Source organism: Paenirhodobacter huangdaonensis (genome assembly GCF_004022465.1).
GTDB classification, from domain to species: domain Bacteria; phylum Pseudomonadota; class Alphaproteobacteria; order Rhodobacterales; family Rhodobacteraceae; genus Rhodobacter; species Rhodobacter huangdaonensis.
The window spans coordinates 243,950-267,061 of the sequence record NZ_SAVA01000006.1; the positions used below are offsets into that span (position 1 = coordinate 243,950).

At 67.2% G+C, this 23,112-nt stretch carries 22 protein-coding genes; 13 read left to right on the top strand and 9 right to left on the bottom strand.

All coding sequences use genetic code 11. The annotated features are described in order from the left end of the window. Nucleotides 1-5: 5 nt before the first annotated feature. Nucleotides 6-1,406, bottom strand: coding sequence for a sensor histidine kinase (locus EOW66_RS12180; RefSeq protein WP_128156604.1), 1,401 nt, complete (start codon nt 1,404-1,406; stop codon nt 6-8). A gap of 304 nt (nt 1,407-1,710) precedes the next feature. Here EOW66_RS12180 and rpmH point away from each other — a divergent pair, with 304 nt between their 5' ends. From rpmH to yihA, 8 genes are all read left to right on the top strand, one after another. Beyond that, nucleotides 1,711-1,845 carry a 50S ribosomal protein L34 gene (rpmH, locus tag EOW66_RS12185; RefSeq protein ID WP_076483939.1) on the top strand — a complete coding sequence of 45 codons (135 nt, stop codon included), beginning with the start codon at nt 1,711-1,713 and terminating at the stop codon, nt 1,843-1,845. Nucleotides 1,846-1,866: 21 nt separating this feature from the next. Beyond that, nucleotides 1,867-2,370 carry a ribonuclease P protein component gene (gene rnpA / locus EOW66_RS12190; RefSeq protein ID WP_128156605.1) on the top strand — a complete coding sequence of 168 codons (504 nt, stop codon included), beginning with the start codon at nt 1,867-1,869 and terminating at the stop codon, nt 2,368-2,370. Continuing rightward, nucleotides 2,367-2,639 (top strand): membrane protein insertion efficiency factor YidD, encoded by a 273-nt coding sequence (gene yidD, locus EOW66_RS12195; RefSeq protein ID WP_113900588.1) that lies wholly within the window; start codon nt 2,367-2,369, stop codon nt 2,637-2,639. The genes rnpA and yidD overlap by 4 nt, the downstream gene beginning before the upstream one ends. Beyond that, a complete protein-coding gene (gene ttcA, locus EOW66_RS12200) occupies nt 2,632-3,510 on the top strand; it encodes a tRNA 2-thiocytidine(32) synthetase TtcA (RefSeq protein ID WP_128156606.1) in 879 nt (292 codons plus the stop codon). Before yidD ends, ttcA begins: the two co-directional genes overlap by 8 nt. Before the next feature lie 79 nt (nt 3,511-3,589). Further along, the gene (locus EOW66_RS12205) at nt 3,590-5,128 is read left to right on the top strand and encodes an EAL domain-containing protein (RefSeq protein WP_164881108.1); all 1,539 of its coding nucleotides are present in this window, start codon (nt 3,590-3,592) and stop codon (nt 5,126-5,128) included. A gap of 156 nt (nt 5,129-5,284) precedes the next feature. After that, nucleotides 5,285-7,132 carry a membrane protein insertase YidC gene (gene yidC / locus EOW66_RS12210; protein WP_128156608.1) on the top strand — a complete coding sequence of 616 codons (1,848 nt, stop codon included), beginning with the start codon at nt 5,285-5,287 and terminating at the stop codon, nt 7,130-7,132. Beyond that, nucleotides 7,129-7,884 carry an MOSC domain-containing protein gene (locus EOW66_RS12215; RefSeq protein ID WP_128156609.1) on the top strand — a complete coding sequence of 252 codons (756 nt, stop codon included), beginning with the start codon at nt 7,129-7,131 and terminating at the stop codon, nt 7,882-7,884. The genes yidC and EOW66_RS12215 overlap by 4 nt, the downstream gene beginning before the upstream one ends. Continuing rightward, entirely contained in the window at nt 7,884-8,534 is a 651-nt protein-coding gene (gene yihA, locus EOW66_RS12220; protein WP_128156610.1) for a ribosome biogenesis GTP-binding protein YihA/YsxC, read from the top strand. Before EOW66_RS12215 ends, yihA begins: the two co-directional genes overlap by 1 nt. Nucleotides 8,535-8,573: 39 nt before the next feature. Here yihA and glf read toward each other — a convergent pair whose 3' ends face one another. After that, nucleotides 8,574-9,737, bottom strand: coding sequence for a UDP-galactopyranose mutase (gene glf / locus EOW66_RS12225; RefSeq protein WP_128156611.1), 1,164 nt, complete (start codon nt 9,735-9,737; stop codon nt 8,574-8,576). Nucleotides 9,738-9,903: 166 nt separating this feature from the next. On the opposite strand from glf, the gene EOW66_RS12230 reads away from it, so the two are divergent. Next, complete coding sequence (locus EOW66_RS12230; protein WP_128156612.1) at nt 9,904-10,881, top strand: glycosyltransferase; 978 nt, start codon at nt 9,904-9,906, stop codon at nt 10,879-10,881. A 6-nt stretch (nt 10,882-10,887) separates the two neighbouring features. Here EOW66_RS12230 and EOW66_RS12235 read toward each other — a convergent pair whose 3' ends face one another. Further along, nucleotides 10,888-11,544 (bottom strand): ABC transporter ATP-binding protein, encoded by a 657-nt coding sequence (locus EOW66_RS12235; protein WP_113900596.1) that lies wholly within the window; start codon nt 11,542-11,544, stop codon nt 10,888-10,890. Between the two features lie 3 nt (nt 11,545-11,547). After that, nucleotides 11,548-12,804 (bottom strand): sugar transporter, encoded by a 1,257-nt coding sequence (locus EOW66_RS12240; RefSeq protein WP_128156613.1) that lies wholly within the window; start codon nt 12,802-12,804, stop codon nt 11,548-11,550. 297 nt (nt 12,805-13,101) lie between these two features. Between EOW66_RS12240 and EOW66_RS12245 the strand changes: the two genes are divergently transcribed. Beyond that, nucleotides 13,102-13,830 carry an ABC transporter permease gene (locus EOW66_RS12245; protein ID WP_275402045.1) on the top strand — a complete coding sequence of 243 codons (729 nt, stop codon included), beginning with the start codon at nt 13,102-13,104 and terminating at the stop codon, nt 13,828-13,830. Nucleotides 13,831-13,869: 39 nt separating this feature from the next. Then, nucleotides 13,870-14,721: a hypothetical protein gene (locus EOW66_RS12250; RefSeq protein WP_128156615.1), complete on the top strand. Its 852-nt coding sequence runs from the start codon at nt 13,870-13,872 to the stop codon at nt 14,719-14,721. A gap of 9 nt (nt 14,722-14,730) precedes the next feature. Here EOW66_RS12250 and EOW66_RS12255 read toward each other — a convergent pair whose 3' ends face one another. Together EOW66_RS12255 and EOW66_RS12260 are read right to left on the bottom strand one after the other, a co-directional pair. Next, the gene (locus tag EOW66_RS12255; protein ID WP_128156616.1) at nt 14,731-15,006 is read right to left on the bottom strand and encodes a hypothetical protein; all 276 of its coding nucleotides are present in this window, start codon (nt 15,004-15,006) and stop codon (nt 14,731-14,733) included. Nucleotides 15,007-15,022: 16 nt separating this feature from the next. Beyond that, nucleotides 15,023-16,066 carry a DUF2793 domain-containing protein gene (locus EOW66_RS12260; RefSeq protein ID WP_128156617.1) on the bottom strand — a complete coding sequence of 348 codons (1,044 nt, stop codon included), beginning with the start codon at nt 16,064-16,066 and terminating at the stop codon, nt 15,023-15,025. 288 nt (nt 16,067-16,354) lie between these two features. Here EOW66_RS12260 and EOW66_RS12265 point away from each other — a divergent pair, with 288 nt between their 5' ends. Next, on the top strand, nt 16,355-18,733 hold the full coding sequence (locus tag EOW66_RS12265) for a hypothetical protein (protein ID WP_164881109.1): 2,379 nt from the start codon (nt 16,355-16,357) through the stop codon (nt 18,731-18,733). 181 nt (nt 18,734-18,914) lie between these two features. After that, complete coding sequence (locus tag EOW66_RS12270; protein ID WP_128156619.1) at nt 18,915-20,132, top strand: hypothetical protein; 1,218 nt, start codon at nt 18,915-18,917, stop codon at nt 20,130-20,132. 43 nt (nt 20,133-20,175) lie between these two features. On the opposite strand, the gene EOW66_RS12275 is transcribed toward EOW66_RS12270, so the two are convergent. From EOW66_RS12275 to EOW66_RS12285, 3 genes are all read right to left on the bottom strand, one after another. Beyond that, on the bottom strand, nt 20,176-21,477 hold the full coding sequence (locus tag EOW66_RS12275) for a hypothetical protein (RefSeq protein WP_164881110.1): 1,302 nt from the start codon (nt 21,475-21,477) through the stop codon (nt 20,176-20,178). A gap of 178 nt (nt 21,478-21,655) precedes the next feature. After that, a complete protein-coding gene (locus EOW66_RS12280) occupies nt 21,656-22,747 on the bottom strand; it encodes a hypothetical protein (RefSeq protein WP_128156621.1) in 1,092 nt (363 codons plus the stop codon). Between the two features lie 29 nt (nt 22,748-22,776). Continuing rightward, nucleotides 22,777-23,112: a hypothetical protein gene (locus EOW66_RS12285; protein WP_128156622.1), complete on the bottom strand. Its 336-nt coding sequence runs from the start codon at nt 23,110-23,112 to the stop codon at nt 22,777-22,779.

Consider the following 23,112-nt stretch of genomic DNA (forward strand, 5'->3'; position numbering starts at 1 on the left):
GCCGGCTAGTCCTGCGACGCGATCGCGAATTCGCGCGGCAGGTGCATCTTGAACTCGGTGCCGTCGGCATCGGTGCGCACGAGGTCAAGCCGCCCGCCATGGCCGCGGATGAGTTCCGCCGAAATCGCGAGACCCAGCCCGGTGCCGCCCTTCTTCACCCCGCCCGAGAACGGCTGGAACAGGTGCTCGCGGGCGCGCTCGGGCAGGCCGGGGCCGGTGTCCTGCACCCGGATCCACCAGCCCTCGGGCTCTTCCCCCGCGCCGATCTCGATGGTGCCGGGCTTGCCCGTCGCCTCGATCGCCTGCCGCGCGTTGCGCACGAGGTTCGACAGCACGCGGTAGAGCTGTTCGCGATCGGCCCGGATCTCGAGCGCGGGCGGCACATCGGTGACGAAGTCGATCTGCGCGGCATCGGCCGGCGGCTGCTCGCTTTCCGTCACCTCCTGCACCAGCGCGGCGAGCGGGAAGCGGCACAGGCTGGGCGGCGATTCCTCGGCCCGGCCGAAGGCGAGCGTCGTCTCGCACAGGTTCACCGCGCGACCGATCGAGTTCATCAGCTTCGGCGCAGCGCGCTGCACCACCGGATCGTCCGAGCCCTCCATGCGGTCGGCGAAAAGCTGCGCCGTGGTCAGGATGTTGCGCAGATCGTGGCTGATCTTCGCCACCGCCTGCCCGAGCTGGGCGAGTCGCTCCTTCTGTTTCAGCGCGGCGGTCAGCTGGCGCTGCATCGAGGCCAGCGCATCCTCGGCCACGCGCAGCTCCTCGATGCTGGCTTCGGGGGCGATGATCCGGCGCGCATCCTCGGGTGCCTCGGCATAGGCCGCCATATGGGCGACGACGCGCTTGATCGGCACCACCATCAGCCGCCGCACCAGCCAGAACAGCAAGAAGGCGGTGATCACCGAGACCATCGCCGAGAGCGACAGCAGGCGCAGCCCGTATTCGATCATCGCGATCCGCATCGGCCCGGTGGCGAGCGTGACTTCGATCACCAGCCCGCCCTTCTGCACCGGATCGCCGATCACCCGGATCACGTGATTCTCGGGATCGGCCAGAACCGAGAGCGCATCGCGCACCCGGGTCCAGAACGTCGATTCGCGCAGGTCGTAGGTGTCGGCGATCGGCTGCGGGATCGGCGAGGACAGAACCAGCTGCCGCACCGCATCGCGGCGCAGCACGACGTTGTAGACGCCGGCGTTGTTCAACAGCTCCTGCTCGAGGTCCGGCTCGATCATCTGATCGGTCGTCAGCAGCGCGAGCGAGGCGATCTGCGCCCGCTCGAGTCGCGTCAGCAGGTAGTCCTCGCGGAAATTGGCAAGGCCCGGCAGAAGGATGAGCACTTCGGCCAGCACGACGAAGACCGTCGTGAGCAAAAGGAACCGGCCGGAGAGTGTGTTGATCTTCATCCTGATACGTGCTGCGGGCCGCCTGCCGCGGGCCCTTTCCCCGCCTGTAACACCGAACGCGGCATTTCGCATGAAATACCAGTTGTTACCGCGAATAAATAGGTGCCACCGGCGGCGGGCGGAAGGGCGCGCATCGCTGCTGCCCTGCCGTGAGCGACCACAAGCGCAGCGGCGCGAGAAAAAGACGCACAGATCAATTGACTTGCCGCCCGGTTGCCCCTAAAGCACGGGCCTCGAATATGAGCGGCAGCCGAATCCGGCAGGTTTGTGTTGCCCGACCGTAGAACGAACCGGAGTAACCGCGATGAAACGCACCTACCAGCCGTCGAAACTCGTGCGCGCCCGCCGTCACGGCTTCCGCGCGCGCATGGCGACCAAGGGCGGCCGTAAGGTCCTTAACGCCCGTCGCGCCAAGGGCCGTAAGGTTCTGTCGGCGTAAGGCCGTACAGATCTGCACGCCATGACACCGCCGGAGGCTCCCGTGACTGACCCGCAGGGTCGGGGCGCGGGCAGCGCCCCGGCGGTTTCCGTTTATCCGGAGACCGCCCCCGTGCCGCGCATCGAAGTGCTGCGCAAGCGGGCGGATTTTCTGCGCGCCGCCGCGGCGCTGCGTCAGGGAACCCCGGGTTTCCTGCTGCAGGCCCGTGCGCGCCGGCCGGAGGAAACCGCCCTGCCCGGCCTCGTGCGGGTGGGCTTCACCTGCTCGAAGAAGGTCGGCAATTCCGTGCTGCGCAACCGCGCCCGGCGCCGCCTGCGCGAGATCGCACGGCTGGTGCTGACGGGGCTCGCGCAGCCCGGCTGGGATTACGTGCTCGTCGGCCGCCCCGAGGCGACCATCAGCCGCGATTTCGCCGCGCTGCAGGCCGATCTGGCCCGCGCGCTGCGCGATGTCCATTCCGGCCGCGCCCAGCAGGCCCGACCGCGCACCGAACCGGCCAAGGGCCGGCGCCGGGGCAAGGGATGAGCCCGCTTGCGCAGATCGTCGCCCTTCCGGTGCGCGCCTACCGGCTGTTCTTCAGCCCCTGGGTCGGACACGGCTGCCGCTATCAGCCCACCTGTTCAGCCTATGCGCTCGAGGCGCTCGAACGGCATGGCGCGCTGAAGGGGGCCTATCTCGCGGCAAAACGCGTGCTCAGCTGCCATCCATGGGGCGGGCACGGCTATGATCCCGTGCCCGGCGCCGACCCCGACTTCGACGCGCACCGCCGCTGCAAGGACCATGACCATGCTTGACGACGAAGACGCCCCGATCCATCCGCTGTTTGCCGGCGCCCCCTCCTCGACCGAGTTCAAGAAGCTGCGCAAGCGCATCGTGCGCGAGACCCGCGACGCGATCGAGAAATACGGCATGATCGAGCGCGGCGCGCGCTGGCTGGTGTGCCTGTCGGGCGGCAAGGACAGCTACACGCTGCTTGCCGTGCTGCACGAGCTGAAATGGCGCGGCCTGCTGCCGGTCGACCTGCTCGCCTGCAACCTCGATCAGGGCCAGCCCGGCTTTCCCTCGACGGTGCTGCCGAAGTTCCTCGAGGACATGGGCGTGCCGCACCGGATCGAGTATCAGGACACCTATTCGGTGGTGAAGGAGAAGATCCCCGAGGGCCGCACCTATTGCTCGCTGTGCTCGCGGCTGCGGCGCGGCAACCTCTACCGCATCGCGCGCGAGGAGGGCTGTTCCGCCGTCGTTCTGGGCCATCACCGCGACGACATCCTCGAGACCTTCTTCATGAACCTGTTCCACGGCGGGCGTCTGGCGACGATGCCGCCGAAGCTGGTGAACGAGGAAGGGGATCTCTTCGTCTACCGCCCGCTCGCCTTCGTTGCCGAGGCCGATTGCGAGCGATTCGCCCGCGCCATGCACTATCCGATCATCCCCTGCGATCTGTGCGGCAGTCAGGAAGGGCTGCAACGCGTTCAGGTGAAACAGATTCTCGACGGCTGGGAAGCGCGCAGCCCGGGCCGGCGGCAGATCATGTTCCGCGCCCTGATGAACGTGCGCCCGTCGCATCTGTGCGACCCCTCGATCTTCGACTTCGCGGCGCTGATGCGCGGCGCGCCGGCCGAGGGGATGCCCGCAAGCCCCGGGGTCCCGGATTTGCGCGGCTGAATTAACCTTCCGCTGACTTCTTCGGCCTAGCGTGACGGCTGCGGGCGGGACCCGTGCGGCACGGCTTGGGGGAAGGATGATGGTCAGGTTCTGGCACATGGGCAGGGGCGGCGCCCTGCGACGCACGCGCATCGGGCCGGTCTTCGGCCGCAAGGAACTGTTGCCCTTCCTGCCGGCGATGCTGCTGGCCGGGGTCTGGTTCGGCATCGACGCGATGCTGGTGATCGGCGTCACCGCGCTTGCCGTCGCCTGGCTGACCCGCCCCCTCGCCCCCGCCGCCGACAGTGCCGGCGGCGACGGCGTCACCGGCCTGCCACTGCGCCGCGAAAGCGAGCTGCTGATGGAGGATCTGCTGCGCGAGGCGGAGCGGACCGGGCGGCACACCGCCTGCCTGGTGGTCGGCTGCGACGAGAGCGAGCGGCTGGAGCGGCAGCTCCTGCCCGACGAGTTCGAAACCCTGCTGCAACTGCTTGCAGACCGGCTGCGCGGCGCCGTGCGCGAAAGCGACCGGCTCGGCCGGCTCGGCGGCACGCGCTTCGCGGTGATGCTGCACCCGACGCAGCGGCAGGACCTCGAAAGCCTGATCCAGCTTGCGGCGCGGCTGCAGACCGGCTGCGAGGAACCCTATTCGGTGAAGGGGCGCAGCCTCGCGCCCAGCGTCCATGTCGGCTTTTGCCTGATGCGGCGCGCGCCGGTGCCGACCGGGGCCGGGCTGATCGCCGCGGCCGAGGGGGCGGCGGAAGAGGCCCGGCGCAACGGGCCAAGCGCGATCCGCGCCTTCTCCTCCGAGGTGCAGCACAGCCAGCGCGGCCACAGCGCGCTTGCCGCCGAGGTATTCGAGGCGCTCGAAGCCGCCCAGATCGTCTGCCATTTCCGCCCGCAGCTTTCCACCGACACCGGCGAGGTCTCGGGGATGGAGGCGGTGCCGCGCTGGCTGCATCGCGAGCGCGGCATCCTCACCGAGGCCGAGATCCTGCCCGCGATCGATTCGGAGGGGCTGCGCGAAAGGCTGGCGGAGCTGATGTTCTACCAGGGCTTCGGCGCGCTGCGCAGCTGGCAGCGGGTCGGGCTGCCGGTCAGCACGCTGTCGATCGGCATCTCGCCCGAGGTGCTGTCGAACCCCAAAATGGCGACGCGGCTGAAATGGGAACTCGAACGCTTCGACATCGAGCCGGAGCGGCTGCGCCTGGTGCTGAGCGGTGGCGCGATCTCGCGCTTCGACGACGAGGTGATCCGGCGCAATCTCGTGCATTGCACCGCGCTTGGCTGCCAGCTCGAACTTGCCGGGCTCGGCACCGGCGAGGTGCCGGTCAGCGCGATCCGCAGCACCGGCGCGCAGCGCGTGCGCATCCATGCAAGCTTTGTGCGCAATGTCGACACCGACCCCGATCAGCAGCGCCTTGTCACTGCGATCATCACCATGGCCGAGCAGATCGGCATCGAGACCCTCGCCGAGGGGGTATCGAGCATCGGCGAGCATGCGATGCTCTCCCAGCTCGGCGCGAACCACGTCCAGGGCGACGCGATCGCCCCGCCGATGCGCCTCGAGGAGACCTTCGACTGGCTCGAGCGCCACACCGAGAAGCTGGCGGCGACGCCGCGCATCCAGGGCAGCTGAGCCGGGCGGCGGGCGGCGGCGCAGACGGGACCAAACCCGCCTTCGCCCCGGCCGGAGCCCATGGTTTCCTCGTGATTTCGGGGAAAAGCGCTTGACCTTTGGCCGCCCCTTCGATTGAACCACCGCAAACCCGGACCGGCAGGCGGATGGACCCCCATGGATAGCCAGAACAAGAACCTCATCATCGCGACCGTCCTTTCGGCGCTCGTGCTGATCGGTTGGACCTACTTCTTCCCGCCGGAGCCCGCGGCCCCGACAGACGGCACCCCGGTTGCGGCACAGACCGCCACCCCGGCCGCGCCCGCGGCCCCTGCTGCGGTGGCCGGCGCGACGCTCGATGCCGCGACGGCGGCGGCCCAGACGAGCGATGCGAATGCCCCGCGCATCCGCATCGACACGCCGGCGCTCACCGGCACGATCTCGCTGCTCGGCGGCCGCTTCGACGACCTGTCGCTGCGGAAATACAAGGAAACGCTCGAGCCCGACTCGCCGCTGGTGCGCCTGCTTGCCCCGGTGGGCAGCACCGATCTGAACGCCAAGCCCTATTACACGGTCTATGGCTGGTCGCCCGCCGGCGGGCTCGACCCGGCGCTGGTGCCCGGGCCGAAGACGCTGTGGACCGCGCCCGCCGATGCCGTGCTGACCCCGAAGACCCCGGTCACGCTGAGCTGGGACAACGGCGCGGGCCTGCGCTTCACCCGCACGATCTCGGTCGATGACAACTACCTCTTCACCATCGCCCAGGGCGTCGAGAACAACACCGGCGCGCCGGTGCGCCTTGCCCCCTATGGCATCATCGCCCGCCACGGCATTCCGGAAAGCCGCCGCGTCTACGTGCTGCACGAAGGTGCGGTGCGGATGACCGACAACACGCTCGAAGAGATCAAGTACAAGAACCTGACCAAGCTCGACGCCGTCGCCGGCGAGGGCCAGGCCGAACTGATCTCGGCAAGCGAAAACGGCTGGATCGGCTTCACCGACAAATACTGGATGACGACGCTGATCCCGACGGACGGGGCCTTCACCTCGGTCGTCAAATACACCCCCGGCGCCGACCTCTATCAGGCCGAGACCCGCCTGCCGGTGATGGAGGTTGCCCCGGGCGCCTCGGCCGTCGCCGAAACCCGCCTCTTCGCCGGTGCGAAGGAGTGGGAGGTGATCAAGCACTATCAGGACGATGCCGGCATCACCCGCTTTGTCGACTCGATCGACTGGGGCTGGTTCTTCTTCCTGACGAAGCCGATGTTCCGCCTGCTGCACTGGCTGCACGGCGCAATCGGCGCGAACGGCCTGAACCTGCCCGGCGCAATGGGCTGGGCGATCATCGGGCTCACCATCATCATCAAGGCCCTGGTCTTCCCGCTGGCGCGCAAATCCTACATCTCGATGGCGAAGATGAAGGAGCTGCAGCCCGAGATGGAGGCGATGAAAGAGCGCACCAAGGGCAACCCGCAGCAGATGCAGCAGGAGATGATGGCCCTCTACAAGCGCGAGAAGGTCAACCCCGCCGCAGGCTGTCTGCCGGTGCTGCTGCAGATCCCGATCTTCTTCTCGCTCTACAAGGTGATCTACGTCACCATCGAGCTCTATCACGCGCCCTTCATCGGCTGGATCCGCGACCTGTCCGCGCCCGATCCGTCGTCGGTCCTGAACCTCTTCGGCCTGCTGCCCTTCGCCACGCCGGAACCGGGCTCGATGTTCTTCATGTTCTCGCTCGGCGTGCTGCCGATCCTGCTCGGCGTCTCGATGTGGTTCCAGCAGAAGCTGAACCCGGCGCCGACCGACCCGAGCCAGGCGATGATCTTCGCCTGGATGCCCTGGGTGTTCATGTTCATGCTGGGCAGCTTCGCCTCGGGGCTCGTGCTCTACTGGATCAGCAACAACACCATCACCTTCATCCAGCAGTACACGATCATGTCGATGCACGGCAAACGGCCCGATCTCTTCGGCAATATCAAGACCGGCTTCCGCAAGAGGGCCGCGCTCGAGAAACCGAAGAAATGACGGCGCATCTTGCGCATCTCGTGCGCCACCCGATCAAGTCGGTGGGCCACGAGGACATCACGGGCGCGCTCCTCGACGAGGGGCGCGCCATGCCTTTTGACCGGCTCTGGGCCATCTCGCATGCGGAGGCGCGCTTTGACGGCCCGCTCACCGAATGGACGGCGAAACGCAACTTCGTGCGCGGCGCCGCGGCCCCCGGGCTGATGGCGGTGAGCGCGCGGATGCTGGACGATGGCCGGATCGAGCTGACCCATCCCGAGCTGCGGCCCCTCACCGTCGATCCCGACCGCGCCGAGGATCAGACAAGGCTGATCGCCTGGCTGGCGCCGCTGTGGCCCGCGAACCGCCCCGCCCCGCGCCGGGTCGAGCGTGTGCCGGGGGTGACGCTCGCCGACGCCTCCGAGCCCTATGTCTCGATCCTGTCGCTCGCCTCTCTCGAGGCGCTTTCGGCCGCGACCGGCGCGCCGATGTCGCGCCACCGATTCCGCGGCAATCTCTGGGTCGAGGGCTGGGCGCCCTGGGCCGAGCGCGACCTCGTCGGCCGGCGGCTGCGCATCGGCGCGGCCGAGCTTGAGGTGGCGACGCCGATCACCCGCTGCCGCGCCACCTGCGCCAATCCCGAAACCGGCACCGAAGACGTCGACACGCTCGCTGCGCTGAAGGCGCTGCACGGCGACACGCTCTTCGGGCTTTACGCGACAGTCACCCGCGGCGGCGAGATCGCGCGCGGCGACACCGTGGAGATCCTCTGATGCAGATGCAGTTCACCCTCGCCCCCGAGCCCGACGATTTCGCCCGCGAGAAGGGCCGGCTGCTGTTTGCCGCCCCCGTCGACTTCCTGAAGGGCGTCGTCGCGATGTCGGGGATGCCGCCCGCCGACCGGGTCGAGGTCTGCTTTGCCGGCCGCTCGAACGTGGGCAAATCCTCGCTCATCAATGCGCTGACGAACCGCAAGAACCTTGCCCGCGCCTCGAACACGCCGGGCCGGACGCAGGAGATCAACTTCTTCACCACCACCGGCGGGCCCTATCTCGTCGACCTTCCGGGCTATGGCTTTGCCGAGGCGCCGGTGCCGGTGGTGAAGAAATGGCAGGATCTGCTCAAGGCCTATCTCTCGGGCCGGGTGAACCTGCGCCGCGCCTTCGTGCTGATCGACGCGCGCCACGGCGTGAAGAAGGTCGATGACGAGATCCTGACGCTGCTCGACCGCTCGGCGGTGACCTTCCAGGTGGTGCTGACCAAGGTCGACAAGATCAGCCGCACCGAGCGCGAGGCGGTGCTCGAGCAGGTCAAGGGCGCGCTTGCCAAGCACCCGGCCGCGCATCCCGAGCTGATTGTCACCTCGTCCGAAAAGGGCGAGGGCATCGACGTGCTGCGCACCATCATCACCACGCTCGAGTAACCGGGCACCGGCACCGCCGGCTTGCCCGCGGTCCGGGGCTCAGAGCGGGGCGGCGACAAAGGCCGGCATCGCGGTGCCGGCCTCGGCATGGGTCAGGAAGGTGCGCGCGGCATCGAGCGCCTCGCGGATCGTCACATCCATGTCGAGGTAGCGATAGGTGCCCAGCCGGCCGACGAAGGTCACGCCCTGCTCGGCCTCGGCACGCGCGACGTAATCGGCCAGCAGCGCCTTCTCCCTCACCTGACGGATCGGATAGTAGGGGATGTCCTCGGGCGTGCAGGCGCGCGAGAATTCGCGATAGCACACCGAGCCCTCGTGGCTTTCCCAGGGGGCGAAATGCTTGTGCTCGGTGATCCGGGTATAGGGCACGTCGACCTCGCCGTAATTCATCACCGCACAGCCCTGATAGTCGCCCTGATAGCTGAAACGCTCGAAATCGAGGGTGCGATAGCCGAGCCGGCCGAGTTCATAGTTGAACCAGCCATCGAGCGGGCCCGAATAGAACACGTGGTCATACTCCCCCGCCTGGTCGCGGCGGAAGGAGGTGCCAAGCTGCAGCTCGATCGCCGGATGGTCGAGGATGCGCTCGACCATCGCGGTATAGCCGTTTTCCGGCATGCCCTGGAACCGGTGGAAGAAATAGTTGTCGTCGTAGTTGAAACGCACCGGCAGCCGCTTCAGGATCGAGGCCGGCAGCTCGGAGGGCTGCACCCCCCATTGCTTGATCGTATAGCCCTTGAAGAAGGCCTCGTAGAGATCGCGGCCGACGAAGCGCAGCGCCTGTTCCTCGAAGGTCTGCGGATCGGCGATCGAGGTGTCGGCCTGTTCCTCGGTGATGAAGGCGCGGGCCTCGTCGGGGCGCAGGGTCTTGCGGAAGAACTGGTTGATCGTGTGCAGGTTGACCGGCAGCGAGAACACGCCCAGCTCCCCCTGCGGGTCGCGCGAGGTGGTCTTCACCCGGTTCTTGTAGGGCTGGAAGGTCTCGAAGCGGTTAACGTAGTCCCACACCTCGGCATCGTCGGTGTGGAAGATGTGCGGCCCGTAGACATGCACCATCACGCCGGTTTCCGCGTCGCGCTCGGTATGGCAATTGCCGGCGACGTGGTCGCGGGCATCGACGATGGTGATCCGGTGCCCGGCCTCGGCCAGATGCCGCCCGATCACCGCACCGGACAACCCGGCCCCGACGAGAAGAATATGCACGAAAGCCTCCGAAAACAGGACAGATTTACCCTAGCAACAGTCGCCGGGGCAGGGCAATGGCACTCGGCGGCTCTCTGCCCATGCCACCACGCCCCAGTTTTGGCTTGACGACTGCCGGCCTGTACCGGACTGGCTATTCCCGAGAGAGGCGGATGGCGGAGACGAGATGACGCGGACAGCAGGCGCAGACAGGTTGGCCGCCGTGGTCGTGACCTTCAACCGGCTCGAGAAGCTGAAGGTGACGCTGGCGCGGCTGCTCGAGAGCCCGGCGGGCGAGCTCGATCATGTGCTGGTCGTCGACAATGCCTCGGATGACGGCACCCCGGCCTGGCTTGCCACGCTCGAGGACCCGCGCCTCGTCGTGCTGCGCGAGCCGGTCAACAGCGGCGGCGCGGGCGGCTTTGCCCGCGGCATGCGCGAGGCGATGGCACGTTTCGATCCCGACTGGCTGGTGGTGATGGATGATGACGGCTCGCCCGCTCCGGGGGCGCTCGCCACCTTCCACGCACTCGACAAGACCGGCTACGAGGGGATGGCGGCCGCGGTCTATTTCCCAAACGGCACGATCTGCGAGATGAACCGCCCCTCGCGCAACCCGTTCTGGCACGGCCGCGAATTCCTGCGCACGCTGCGCGGCGGGCGCGGCGGCTTTCATCTGACGCCCGCGGCCTATGCGCTCGACCGGCCAAGCCCGATCGACGTGACCTCCTTCGTCGGCTTCTTCATCTCGCGCGCCGGGATCGCGCGGGCGGGCTATCCCGACCCGGACCTGTTCATCTATGGCGACGACGGGCTTTACACCCTTGGGCTGACGGCGAAGGGCGGGCGGATGTGCTTCGAGCCGCGGATCCGCTTCGTGCATGACATGGGCACCTTCTCCGGCCAGCAGCGCGGCGAGTTCCGGCCGCTGTGGAAGGCCTATTACTATCACCGCAACCTGCTGCTGCTCTATCGGCTGGCGGCGGGACCGATGTTCTGGCCGGTGCTGCTGGTGATCTTGCCGAAATGGCTGATGAAGGCGCGGGCGCATGGCGGGGCGCGCGGGCGCTTCACCGCGCTGATCGGGCGCGCGATCCGCGACGGGCTGACCGGGCGGCGCCATGTGCCGCATGCCGAGGTGCTGCGCTGGAGCGGAGAGGACTGAGCTGCCTCAGCCCAGCATCAGCTTGCGGTGATACTCGATCGCCTCGTCGAGATCGTCGAAGACATTGAGCCGGCCGTGGTCGAGCACGATGCCGGCGCTGCACATCTCGCGGATCTGCCCCATGTCGTGGCTGACGAGGATCGAATCCGAGGTCTTCATCCGTTCCCGGAACACCGCCTGGCTCTTGCGCCGGAAGGAGGCGTCGCCGACCGCCGTCACCTCGTCGATCAGATAGGTGTCGAAGCGGATGCCCATCGACACCCCGAAGGCGAGACGCGAGCGCATGCCCGAGGAATAGACCCGGATCGGTTCATAGAAGAAATCGCCAAGCTCGGCGAAATCCTCGACAAAGGCCATCAGCTCCTCGGTATCGACACCGTAGATGCGGGCAATGAAGCGGGTGTTCTGTGCCCCCGTCAGTTCGCCGTGGAAGGACCCGCCAAAGCCCACCGGGAATGAGATCGTCCCGTCCGAGGTGATCCGGCCGCGATCGGGGCGCATGGTGCCGGCGATCATCTGCATCAGCGTCGACTTCCCGGCGCCATTGCGCCCGAGCAGGGCCAGAGACGAGCCGGTGGGCAGCGTCAGGTTGAGATTGTCGATCACCACCCGGCGCTCGCCCTGCACCCAGAAGCTCTTGGTCAGGTTCTCGAAGCGGATCATGGATCAGCGGCGGTCCCGGATCGAATAGAAGACCATCGCCGCGATCGCCCAGGCGAGGGTCAGGAACAGCGCCATCAGGCCGAGAATGACCCAGCTGCGCGGGAATTCCGAGGTCTCGGGCAGGGTCGGGCGGACATAGGCGGCGAGATAGCGGCTTTGCCGCGCGGCATTGGCGCGGGCCACGTCGACCGCGGCCAGGGCGGCGCGATAGGTCTCCTCGGCGAATTGCTGATCGACATTCAGCCGCTCGTATTCCGAGATCAGGTTCGGATAATTCTCGGGCAGCGAGTTCGGCTCGCCGGTGGCGCTGGTGAAGCTCTGCCGCTCCTTGACGATCTGCTGGCGGATCACGTCGATGCGGCGGTTGGCCTGGTCGAGCCGCGGATCGTCGCCCGGGCTGCCCTTCTGGTCGCGCAGCAGGTCGCGGTCGATCAGCGACTGCGCCAGCTGCTGCTGCAGATTGTTGAGCACGCCCATCCGTCCGGCCAGATCCGAGGCCGGATCGACCATCTGCGTCCGGGTGCGGAACTGCGTCATCGCCTCGCGCGCCGTCTTCAGCCGGGAAAGCGAGGTGTCGAGATCCTCGAGCGCGTAGCGCATCGTGTCCTCGCGCGCCGTCGTGTTGAGGTCGTTGATCATCTTCTGGCTCTCGCGCACCACCTCGGAGGCGATCTTCTGCGCGTCCTCGGGCGAGAAGGCGAGCACCCGCACCTCGATCAGCCCGGCCGACTGATCATAGGAGATCCGCACCATCCGCTGCCAGTAGCGCAGCAGATCCTCGATCGAGGCATTGGGCGAGAGCGCGAAGACCGGATCCCAGGGCCAGTTCTTCGAATAGAGGCCGACCAGGTCGATCCGTTGCGAAATGTCCGAAACGATCTCCTGGCTCTGGATGAACTCATAGAGGATATCGCTGTCGCGCGAACCGCCACTGGTGCCGACGAATTGCGACAGCCCGCCCAGAAGCGAGGTCGCCCCCGAGGTGCCGTCCTCCTGGCGCACGGTGAACCCCACGGTCGAGGCATATTGGTTGCGTGCGACCAGCCCGAGATAGAGCGCGGTGACGAAGAGCGGGATCAGCACCACCGCGGCCAGACTGTAGAGCAGCCCGCGATGGCGGCGCTTCACCGCGGCGGCGGCGGGCAGCGGCCGCACGATGACCGTCGGCGGTTCCTTGGCGGCGCCCCGCCCGGGTCCCGGCTTGCCGCCGCCCATGCCACCGGGCCGACGCCCGGGACCGGCGCCGGGGCGCTGCGGCATCTGCACAAGTTCTGCCCGTTCTCCCGGCCCCGCAGCCTCGGTCGACGCGGTCCCCGCCCCTTCCGTCTTCGGCCCGGTTTCCAGCGCGTCTTTGCTGTCTTTGAGATTGTCTTGCTTTGTCAAACTATTATCCAGGTGCCGCCGGAATTGATCTTGCTCAGCTTATTCTACATAATGAGGGCCTGAAAAACCAGAACAACAATTTGTGCGATGCCCCCCACAGACATCTCCCCCCCGAACGTGCCAAGCCGGGTGCAGACGCGCCACTTCGCCACTTTGCGCACGATCATCGCTTTGATGCTGCGGGAGATGTCGACCCGTTACGGGCGCTCTCCGGGGGGCTATCTCTGGGCAATCCTCGAGCCCCTAGGCGGCACTCTGGTGCTTGCGGCGGGGTTCTCGCTGCTCGTGCGCTCGCCCGCTCTGGGCAACAGTTTCATCCTGTTCTACGCCACCGGCATGATGCCCTTCACGCTTTACAACAGCGTGGCCAACTCGATCGCCAGCTCCCTGAACTTCTCGCGCCCGCTGCTGCGCTATCCGAGCGTGATCTGGCTCGACGCGGCGCTCGCCCGGTTCATCCTGAACACATTGACCAACCTCATGGTCATCAGCCTGCTGTTCACCGGCATCCTGATCATCGCCAAGACCGGCTCGGTGCTCAGCTTCGGCCCGATCCTCACGGCCCTGGCTCTGGCCGCCTTCCTGGGGCTTGGGGTCGGCTTGATGAACTGCCTGCTGTCGGGCCTCTACCCGGCCTGGAGCATGATCTGGTCGATCATCACCCGGCCGCTGTTCCTGGCCTCGGGCGTGCTGATGCTGATGGAGCGGCTGCCCCACGCCGTGCAGCAGGTCCTCTGGTACAACCCGCTGTTTCACGTCATCGGCCTGATGCGACGCGGCTTCTACCCGATGTACAAGGCCACCTATGTCTCGACGGCCTATGTGGTGGCGGTTGGGCTGGCCCTGTGCGCGCTCGGGCTGGTGCTGCTCATGCGCTATCACAAGGACATCCTGAGCACCTGACGGATCGGGCCGGCGCAGGGCGAGGCGGGAATGGATTTGATGCCGCGTGACATTCTCTGGCTCGGCCTGCACAAGACCGGCACCACCTTCCTGCAGAAGTCGCTCGACCGCTCGCACCACACCCTGCGGGCGGCGGGCGTGGGCTGGGTCGGACTGGAACCGTTCCGCTCCGCCTGGACACGGCCGCTGCTGCATGCCGGCCACCCCGAGCCCCCCGCCCCGGCCGAAACCTTCCCCGCCTGCCCGCGCCGCCTCGTCTTCGACGAAAACATCCTTGCCCTGGTGCAGGACGCGGTGACCCCGGCCGGGCTCTATCCGCAAGGCGCGCAACGCGCGCAGATCGTGGCGCGCCACCTCGGGCTGCACGCCCCGCTTCTGGTGCTGGGGCTGCGCGGCTTCGCCGGCTTCCTGCCCTCGCTCTATTGCGAGACCCTGAAATCGACGCCGTTCCGGCCGTTCCGCACCTTCCTGCGCTGGCCTCCCGAGGCGATGAGCTGGCTGCCGCTGGTCGAACGGCTGTGCGCGGCCTTCCCCGAAAGCCCGATGCTGCTCTATCGTGCCGAAGACCTGCCCGGGCGGGAGGCGCAGCTTCTGGCCGAGATCACCGGCCTCGCCCCCGCCGCCTTCACCCTGCACGAGGGGATCGAGCGCCCGGGCTTCTCGCAGGCCGCGCTCGACGCGATCGCCGCGCAGGCCGAAGCCGGGCCGGTTGGTCCGGACCAGGTGAAGGCGACGGCGGCGGCGCTGCCGCGCGGCGCCGGCCGGCCCGGCTTCGATCCCTGGGATGCGCGAGAACGCAATCTGTTGCAGGCCATCGAGGCCCGCGACCTCGCCGCGCTGCGCCACCGCACGGCGGCTCCCGGCGCGGGAGTGCGGCTTTTCACGCCCTGACGCGGGGGCTCAGCCCAGCGCAACGGGCCCGTCCGCCGTCACCGTGATCGGCGGCGGGAACCGTGTTGCCTCGGGGGCATCCGCGCCATGCGGCAAGACCAGCGTCACATACCAGACGCCACCGTCCTGCACCGGCTGGCCGACGATCCAGTCCTGCGGCGCCTCGGGATCTGCGGTGTAGGTGCCGAGATCGAGCGCCACACCGTTCAGCACCAGAACATCGCCGGCAACAGAAACCGTCAGCGTGTCGTCGCGGCGCATCGGGCTCAGGGTGATGAGAAACATGTCGGGCTCCCTTCGGTCAGGTCCAGCGGCCGATGGCGCTGAAATCGACGGTGAAGTTGTTGACGTTGGAATTTGCGGCAAACAGCATCACGCTCGCCGATGAGATGCCGGTCACCCGAACCTTGAGCCAGGCCGCCGCGCCGGTGCGCAAAGACCCGTTCACCGCAAGATTGCCGGTTGCGGCGAAGCTTGCCGGGAAGGTCCAGGAATATTCCGTCGAACGCCAGATCGCGCCTTCGGCCGTCATGATCGGCCCCGCCGCGCCGACCGCCGAATAGGTGCAGATCTGCGTGCCGTCGGCAAAGCGCACATATTCCCCGTTGGCATTGCTGCCGCGTTCGATCAGCGCAGCGGTCGGCACCCCCGCCGCCTGCGCCACCGCGCCGAGGACATTGCCCCGCGCATAGGCCCGCGTCCCGCCGATCGTCGCCCCGGACGGCAGGGCCGCAACGCCGCCCGCTGAGATCGTCAGCCCGGTCACCCAGGAGGCGCCGTCGGCCGAGACCTTGACCGAGAAGTCGTTGTTGCCGGCAAGCCCCATCTCGGCCCGGCCCGACCAGCCGCTCTGGAACAACAGCGATGCGGTGTTGCCCGCCGCGGCCTTGTTGATCTTCAGCTGATGCCCCGCCCCCTCGTGGTTCAGAAGCGTCGCCGCCGCCGCGACCGAGAGCCGGTTCACCGCATCGAAGCCGGTGTTGATGCCAAGCCCGGCGCGGCCGGTGAACAGCGACACCCAGCCGTCTCCATGCCAGATCCGCAGATCCGCCTCGGTCCGGCCCCAGGCCCGCCAGCCCACGCGCGGGGTCAGGAACAGCCAGCCCGTCTCGGTGCGGAACGCGAGCTTGCCGGCCTGCCCGTCCCAGGCCCCGGTGGGACCGGCACCAAGCGCCCAGACCTCGCCCTCGCTCCCGATCTCGGGGGGTGCCACCGCGTCAAAGCCCTGCACGACAAGCTGCACCGCCGCGTCAAGCAACTGCAGCGCCTCGTTGTGGGTGACGTGTTTTTGGGCCTGCGCCGGCAGGATCCGCGGCAGGTCGAGATTGGCGGTGGTGTCGGTCATCGGGGCTCTCCGGGCAAATGCGCTGCCGCCGACTGTTCCGCGATGGGGCAAAGATCCGGTTACCACGGCGCGCGCAACCGGCTTGCCCCGCGCCGGTCTCCGCCGCCCGCAAGACGCGCAAAGAGGTAGCCGGCACGGCAGTTCCAAGCTAGGGTCGGCTCACAGGCCTCTTTTTTGCGATATACCAGCGACATGACGACATCCAAAAGTTCCAAGGTTTCCGGTGCCACTGCACGCAGTTCCGCCCGAAAGAGTTCGCTCAAACGCAAGGTCGTCCTGATCCTTGGCATGCACCGTTCCGGCACCTCTGCCCTGTCGGAACTGCTCATCGCCCTTGGCTGCGACGGTCCGGCCACGCCGATGCCCGCGGCCGAGGAAAATCCGCGTGGCTTCTTCGAATCCTTTCCGCTCTTCAAGCAGCACGAGGCGCTGCTTGCCTCTGCTGGCAGCAGCTGGAACGATTATCGCCCCTTCCCCGCCTCCTGGCTGAGCTCGCCCAAGGCCGACGAGTTCCGCGAGCGCATCCGCACCACCCTCGAGACCGAATATGGCGACTCCGGCTTCTTCGCGCTGAAGGACCCCCGGATCTGCCGCTTCCTGCCGTTCTGGACCGGATTGCTCGATGAGATGCAGATCCAGCCGATCGTCGTGCACACCCACCGCAACCCGCTCGAGGTCGCGGCCTCGCTGCACACCCGCAATGCCTTCGCCCCGGAATACGGCTCCCTGCTCTGGCTGCGCCATGTCCTCGACGCCGAGGCCGGCAGCCGCGGGCTGCCGCGCGCCTTCACCAGCTATGACCAGCTCCTGAACAACTGGGGCAGCGTGGCCGAAAAGCTGGGCCGCGAGCTCCGCATTTCCTGGCCGCGGTTCTCGCCGGTCAACATGCCGATGCTGCGCGACGCCATCGAACCCGGGCTGAAGCACCACAGCACGCCCCCCGAGGCGACGCTGCAAGATCCGCTGCTGTCCGGCTGGCTGCGCGAGACCTACAGGATCATGCAATCCTGGGCCGAGACCGGCGAGAATCCCAAGGACCATGCACGTCTTGACGAGATCCGCGACGCCTTCGACGAAAGCGCGGTGCTGCTCGGCTCGCTGGTCACGCCCACGGGCGATGCTCGCGCCAAGGAGCTGGAAAAAACGCGCTCCAGACTCGCCGAGATCGAACCGCAGCTGACCGAGCGGGCGAAGACCATCGAGACCCTCACCGCCGAGCGCAATGCCGCACGGGCGAAGGCCGCCGAGGTCGAGCCGCAACTGGCCGAGCGGGCAAAGACCATCGAGACCCTCACCGCCGAGCGCAATGCCGCGCGAGCGAAGGCCGCCGAGATCGAGCCGCAGCTGACCGAACGGGCAAAGACCATCGAGACCCTCACCGCCGAGCGCAATGCCGCACGGGCGAAGGCCGCCGAGATCGAGCCGCAGCTGGCCGAGCGGGCAAAGACCATCGAAACCCTCACCGCCGAGCGCAATGCCGCACGGGCGAAGGCCGCCGAGATCGAGCCGCAGCTGACCGAACGGGCAAAGACCATCGAGACCCTCACCGCCGAGCGCAATGCCGCACGGGCGAAGGCCGCCGAGATCGAGCCGCAGCTGGCCGAGCGGACAAAGACCATCGAAACCCTCACCGCCGAGCGCAATGCCGCGCGGGCGAAGGCCGCCGAGATCGAGCCGCGGCTGATCGAGCGCGCGAAGGCCGTCGACACCCTCACCGCCGAGCGCAATGCCGCCAGTGCGGAACGCGACCGGCTGACCGCGGAACTGGCCGAACGGGCCCGCCGGGACGAGGTGCTCAGCAGCGAACGGAAAGCCCTGCAGGACGAGCTGAACCGGACGCAGAACACCCTGACGCAGCGCAAGGCCGAGATCGACGACGCCGCCGCCGCCCTCCACCGCACGCAGGACCTCCTGACCCGGGCCGAGCTGCGGATCGAATCGCAGGCGCAGGAGATCTCCGCGCTGCGCTCGGCACGCGACCGCCGCGACACCGAGCTTTCGGAAATCACCAAATCCCTGGCGGCCGCCCGCAGCGACCTTGCCGCGGCCCAGGCCGAGCTGGCGCGCCGCGAGGCGGAGATGGCCCGGCTGCAAACCGAGCATCTGGCGCTGAAGAGCGGGCTTGCCGAAAGCGAGACGACCCTCGCACAGCGCGAAAGCGATCTGGCCCGGGCCTCGGGCCGCCTCGCCGAGGCCGAAGCGGACGTGGTCCGCCTCGCTGCGCAGCACGGCGTGCTCGAGCGCAAGGTGCAGACCCAGGCGGATGAAATTTCCGCCCTCAGCGCCTCCAACGCGGAACGCGACACCGAGCTTTCGGAAGTCGCCAAAATCATCTTGGAGTACCAGCAGGGCCTTGAAGACGCCCGGGCCAGCGCCGATCGGCAGCGCAGCTTGATCGAGACCGCCCGCGCCGCCCTCGCCGAGACGCAAGGGCTCCTGTCGCAGAAATTCGACCTGCCTGCGGCGGGCGTCTCTGCCGCGACCGAGGACCTCGCGGATCTTCTCGCGGCGCTGCGCCGACAGGTCGAAGACCTCGCCGGAACCTACGAGCAGACGAAAGAGCAGCTCTCGGCGGTGAGTGCCCATAACGATGCCCTGATGCATTCGACCTCGTGGCGCCTCACCTCCCCCATGCGATGGATCGTCAGGCACCTTCGCCGCAGCTGACCGCCCGCCGGGGCAGAGAAGCACCGACACGAGACGGCGCGCGCCGCCGCCCCTTCGCCGGTGTCCCGAAACCCGCCCCGCGGGCCAAGGGGGAGTTATATGCCGCGGCATTTTTGTGTTGCAACGGCATGCGGCTTGCAGGTCAATGAGTGCGAGGAATATCGGGGGGCGTTCATCCGACATGAAGGAAGTCTTGCTGCACATCGGCATCCACAAGACCGGATCGTCGTCGATACAGGAAAGCCTGAAGGGGTATGCGGACCAGACCACCCGCTCTGCAAGCTTCCAGGAAGTCAATCACTCCATCCCGATGACGACGATTTTCTCAAGGAATCGATACGATTATCACATCTGGAGAAAGCTTGGATTAAGCCGCGCAGAGGTCGAAGAAAAACGCGCGGACTACCTCGATATTCTCGAAAAAGACATTTCCGACAATAGGTACGAAAGACTGATCATATCGGGCGAGGATATGAGCACCCTCTATGAGGAGGAGAAAAGAGACCTGATCTCTTTTTTCAGGACGCACGGCCTGAACGTCAGGGTTTTCACCTTTGTCCGGGACCCTCAGGATTTTGCCGCATCATCGATTCAGGAACACATCAAGGGCGGCGCAAAATCCCTTCCGAAAATCTCGACCCGGTATCGCGTCAGACTGGATGAGTTCCGTAAGGGGCTGCCGGCGGACTGTTTGATCGTGAGGGATTTCCAGAAGACCATCTCCGAATTCGGCGATATCTCCACGGGGTTCGCAAAAATTATCGGGCTTGATATCAAATCTCCGGTCCGGGCGAATGAATCGCTTTCATCCGCGGCAACGAAGCTGATCTACCGGCTGAACAAGCTTCCGATCAACACATTCGGAAGCCGGCAGCGTGTCGCTGCACGCGCCAGGGTCATGGCCCTGCTCGCCAACGAGTTCCGCCAGGATGACGGGGGGCGCCTCGACCGGAATATGCTCTCGATGGCCCTCTCTCCCGCCGAGAACGACGAAATTTCATACCTGAACTCTGAATTCGGCATTGCCTATCCGAAGGTCTCCGCAACCGAGGATGTGCAGGGGGTCGAAGGATATCTGGACGATCTGTCCGGTCTGGATGTGAGCCGCCTGCACAAGATCGCTCATCTGATCGGCGCCCCCGTCGAGACAAGCGATTCCATCGACAATCTTCTGATCTCCATCTACATGCGGGCCCTGATCAGCGGCGGCCTTCGCCAGGAAGATGCCGACATGCTGCGGGATCTCGCCGTGCGCATGGAGATCTCTGCGGATTTTGACCTGAGCGATGCCTACAAACTCATGTTGCTGGCCCGACGCGCCCGTCCGGATGGCCAGCTCATCCTGAAGAAGGTCGAGCAATACGAGCATCGTCTTGCCGAGCGGCGCGGCAGGAGCTGACACCACCGCCCCTCGCGGCCGACGTCCTGCGTCGCCCCGGCCCCTACGGCCAGAACAAGTGCTTGATGACCGCCAGGTTCGGCGGCTCATGCCCCTCGTCGGGACGGGCCGCGATATGCACGTCCAGCTCTTCCGTCGGCGCGAGGTCCTTGATCTCGTGCAGGAAGGGCAGCAGGTGATGCTCGACATGATAGCGATCATAGAAGTTCTGCCAGATCGTCATGCGCGGCACATATGCCAGCCGGCGGAGCATCTCGCTGAGAACGAACCGGTCCTTGTACTCGTCATAGGCGTCGACCAACGAGCTGATGGCAAGGCACGAGCGGAGCGTGTTCGTCAGCTGCGACGGGCTGTGCAGCTTCAGCCCGTTGGTCTGCGGGTTCACCGCCAGGGCCCGCGCGCCCCGGACATGCGCCGCCAGCGCAATCGAGGAAAAGCCCCCCGCGCTCGAGCCGAAGAACAGGATCTCGGCGGGGGCGGTGCCGCGTGAGGCGGCAAGCGTCTCGAGATAGCGCGCGACCACCGGCAGGTAATGGGTCGTCCTGTCACCGATGAACCAGCCGATCTGGGTATTGCCCAGAAGCAGGGTCGGATCGGTGAGGAAAACGCAGGTATCCTCGAATTGCTGCGCCCATTTCATCCGCTGGAAATAGGGGTAGGGAAACCGCCCGGCGTCCAGAAAGCCCGGCGAGAACACGATCATCCGCTTCGTCTTGCCCGGAACCAGGAAGTAATCCAGCGCGAACCGCCCCAGATCGGCACTGTAATGCCCCGCGGCCTCGGCGCCGGGCAGCTCTCCGGCGCCAAGCACCGTGGCGACGCTGCGGCGGTCCGCGGGCGCCGCCGGCGTGGCCTCCTGGGCCGGGCTCGGCGCCGGGTCGGTCCAGGTGCCAAGAAGATCGCCGTCGAGATTGCGGATGGTCACGTCGCCGCGCCGCGCCGCAAGATCCGGCAAAGAGCAGATGAACCCCGCCACGCCATCGCCGACGCCCGCCTCGAACAGATCCGGCCGGAAGACATCCGTCGAAACGGCACCAATCCGCTCGCCCCCCCGGAAGATCTGGATTTCGCGGCCGGGAACGCGATCGGGATGGAACCAGCCCCAGATCTTCGTCTTGCCGTCGCAGCCGTCGATCCGGCCCCGGGACGTTGTCGCAACCTTGCGAGACAGCCGGCGGGTTTCGTCGGGCAATTCCCGGGCCCGCACCGACGCCATTCGGGTGAAGGTGAGCGTGCCGAAACGCGCCCCGATCGCGGCCGCGTCGGCGGCCGAGGTCATCAGCACGAGCCCGTCCTCGCCGTCGATGAGATAGCCGCGAACCCCCATTTCGCGGCAGCTGTCCAAGAGATCGTCCTCGGCAACAAAAACACAAACAGCCCGGCAGTCCTGCAGTCCAGAATTCGTCATTTGCCCGCTGTCCGTCGTCAGATTTCTGGCACGGCGCAGATGCCGGACCCGTTGGTGGTAGCGCAGTCTAAGCCAAGCCCGGGAAAGGCGGCAAGCCACTCCTCCCCCCGCAGGCCTATGCCCCCCGCCCGCGGTAGGCGGCCCAGGCCATCTGCGCCAGAGCCGCGCGGGCGGCCCGCTCGCGTTGGCGCAACGCCTCTGGCAGCGCGGCCCGAACGCCCCCCTCGCGCCAGATCTCGTCCTGCGCCTGCGCCTGCGTGACCTGCCGGCGTGGCGCAAAATAGGACACGGGCAAGCTGAATTGCCGGGCGAAGGCCGCGTTCGCCGGCGCAAAGGCCGTGTCCACCCGGTCCTTGAGCTGGGCCAGAAAGGTCTCGTTCGGGCCTGCCCCGTCCGCGCTCACCGTCCCCATAAAGTCGAAGAAATCCGTGTGCTCGCCCGGCCCGGGCATGGCATAGCCCGCCTCGATCGCCGCGCAGACGCCTTCAATGAGGGCTGGCGGAAAGCCGGGATTGCGGACTTGCTCGACCGCGGCCGCAAACTCGGCCGGCAGACCGATCCGCGCGAGAAAATCGGCAATGAGCGGCCGCTCGAAACCGGGCCGCGGCAACAGCCCGACGGACAGCGGCACGCCAAGCGCCGCCAGCGCCGCCGCCCGTTCGGACACGCTGGACGACCAGTCGAAATAGAGATGCCCGCTGAGCTGCCGCCCGACCTCCCATCCACCGAGGAGCACCGCGATCAGGTGCCGCTCGACGCCCCAGAACAGCGCGGGATCAAGGCCGTGATCGCGCAAGACCGCGGCGGTCTCGGCGATTCGCGCCGGCGCGCGGAACAGCCATTGCCCGTAGGCCGAGACCAGGAAATCCGACTGCCGCCGGACATAGGCCACGACCACCACCTCGTCGGCATGGGCGCGGGCGATCCGAGCCAGGTTGCGCAACACCGGCACCATCTTGAAGATCATCTCGTGGCTCAGCACCAGAACCTTACCGGGATGATCCGCCTGCGCCCGTGCGATCAACCGGTGAAACCGGTCCTCGACCGCGGCCTCGGGCTGTTCACGATCGAGCCCCAACAGCTCTGCGGGCTGCAGCAGCACCCCCGCCAGATGATCGTGCAAGGCGGTCGCCGGGCGCAGAATCGCGGCCTGAACAGAGGAGGAGCCGCATTTCCCCGGCCCCACATGCAAGACAATCCGCCTCATCCTTCGTCTCCCGCCATGGCTGACAGCCCTCAGATGACAGGATAGACGAAATCGGCAAGGCGGTGCATCGGGCGCCATTCCCCGGGCGGACGCAGACTGCCATCGGCAAGCCCGGCAGCGAGGGCCCGGCACAGCGCCGCCATCGCGGCATCGCCCGCCGCCTCGGCCTCGGCGGCAAGCGCCGGCCAGATCCCCGGCTCCGCAGCGCACAGCCCCCCGAGGCTGCGCAAGGGGGCCGCCTGCGCCACGCCTGGCGGCGCAAACAGGCTGGCTGTGCCCGGTGGGGCGACCGCGCCCCGCCCCGCCGCTTCGGGCGCCGGGGCCAGCGCCAGCACCGCGGCCAGCCGCTCGAAGAAATCTGACAT

Excerpts from the sequence above, each read along its gene's own strand:
- EOW66_RS12180 (WP_128156604.1), bottom strand. The coding sequence starts at position 1,406 with ATGAAGATCAACACACTCTCCGGCCGGTTCCTTTTGCTCACGACGGTC.
- rpmH (WP_076483939.1), top strand. The coding sequence starts at position 1,711 with ATGAAACGCACCTACCAGCCGTCGAAACTCGTGCGCGCCCGCCGTCAC.
- rnpA (WP_128156605.1), top strand. The coding sequence starts at position 1,867 with ATGACACCGCCGGAGGCTCCCGTGACTGACCCGCAGGGTCGGGGCGCG.
- yidD (WP_113900588.1), top strand. The coding sequence starts at position 2,367 with ATGAGCCCGCTTGCGCAGATCGTCGCCCTTCCGGTGCGCGCCTACCGG.
- ttcA (WP_128156606.1), top strand. The coding sequence starts at position 2,632 with ATGCTTGACGACGAAGACGCCCCGATCCATCCGCTGTTTGCCGGCGCC.
- EOW66_RS12205 (WP_164881108.1), top strand. The coding sequence starts at position 3,590 with ATGGTCAGGTTCTGGCACATGGGCAGGGGCGGCGCCCTGCGACGCACG.
- yidC (WP_128156608.1), top strand. The coding sequence starts at position 5,285 with ATGGATAGCCAGAACAAGAACCTCATCATCGCGACCGTCCTTTCGGCG.
- EOW66_RS12215 (WP_128156609.1), top strand. The coding sequence starts at position 7,129 with ATGACGGCGCATCTTGCGCATCTCGTGCGCCACCCGATCAAGTCGGTG.
- yihA (WP_128156610.1), top strand. The coding sequence starts at position 7,884 with ATGCAGATGCAGTTCACCCTCGCCCCCGAGCCCGACGATTTCGCCCGC.
- EOW66_RS12230 (WP_128156612.1), top strand. The coding sequence starts at position 9,904 with ATGACGCGGACAGCAGGCGCAGACAGGTTGGCCGCCGTGGTCGTGACC.
- EOW66_RS12235 (WP_113900596.1), bottom strand. The coding sequence starts at position 11,544 with ATGATCCGCTTCGAGAACCTGACCAAGAGCTTCTGGGTGCAGGGCGAG.
- EOW66_RS12240 (WP_128156613.1), bottom strand. The coding sequence starts at position 12,804 with ATGCCGCAGCGCCCCGGCGCCGGTCCCGGGCGTCGGCCCGGTGGCATG.
- EOW66_RS12245 (WP_275402045.1), top strand. The coding sequence starts at position 13,102 with ATGCTGCGGGAGATGTCGACCCGTTACGGGCGCTCTCCGGGGGGCTAT.
- EOW66_RS12250 (WP_128156615.1), top strand. The coding sequence starts at position 13,870 with ATGCCGCGTGACATTCTCTGGCTCGGCCTGCACAAGACCGGCACCACC.
- EOW66_RS12255 (WP_128156616.1), bottom strand. The coding sequence starts at position 15,006 with ATGTTTCTCATCACCCTGAGCCCGATGCGCCGCGACGACACGCTGACG.
- EOW66_RS12260 (WP_128156617.1), bottom strand. The coding sequence starts at position 16,066 with ATGACCGACACCACCGCCAATCTCGACCTGCCGCGGATCCTGCCGGCG.
- EOW66_RS12265 (WP_164881109.1), top strand. The coding sequence starts at position 16,355 with ATGCACCGTTCCGGCACCTCTGCCCTGTCGGAACTGCTCATCGCCCTT.
- EOW66_RS12270 (WP_128156619.1), top strand. The coding sequence starts at position 18,915 with ATGAAGGAAGTCTTGCTGCACATCGGCATCCACAAGACCGGATCGTCG.
- EOW66_RS12280 (WP_128156621.1), bottom strand. The coding sequence starts at position 22,747 with ATGAGGCGGATTGTCTTGCATGTGGGGCCGGGGAAATGCGGCTCCTCC.
- EOW66_RS12285 (WP_128156622.1), bottom strand. The coding sequence starts at position 23,112 with ATGTCAGATTTCTTCGAGCGGCTGGCCGCGGTGCTGGCGCTGGCCCCG.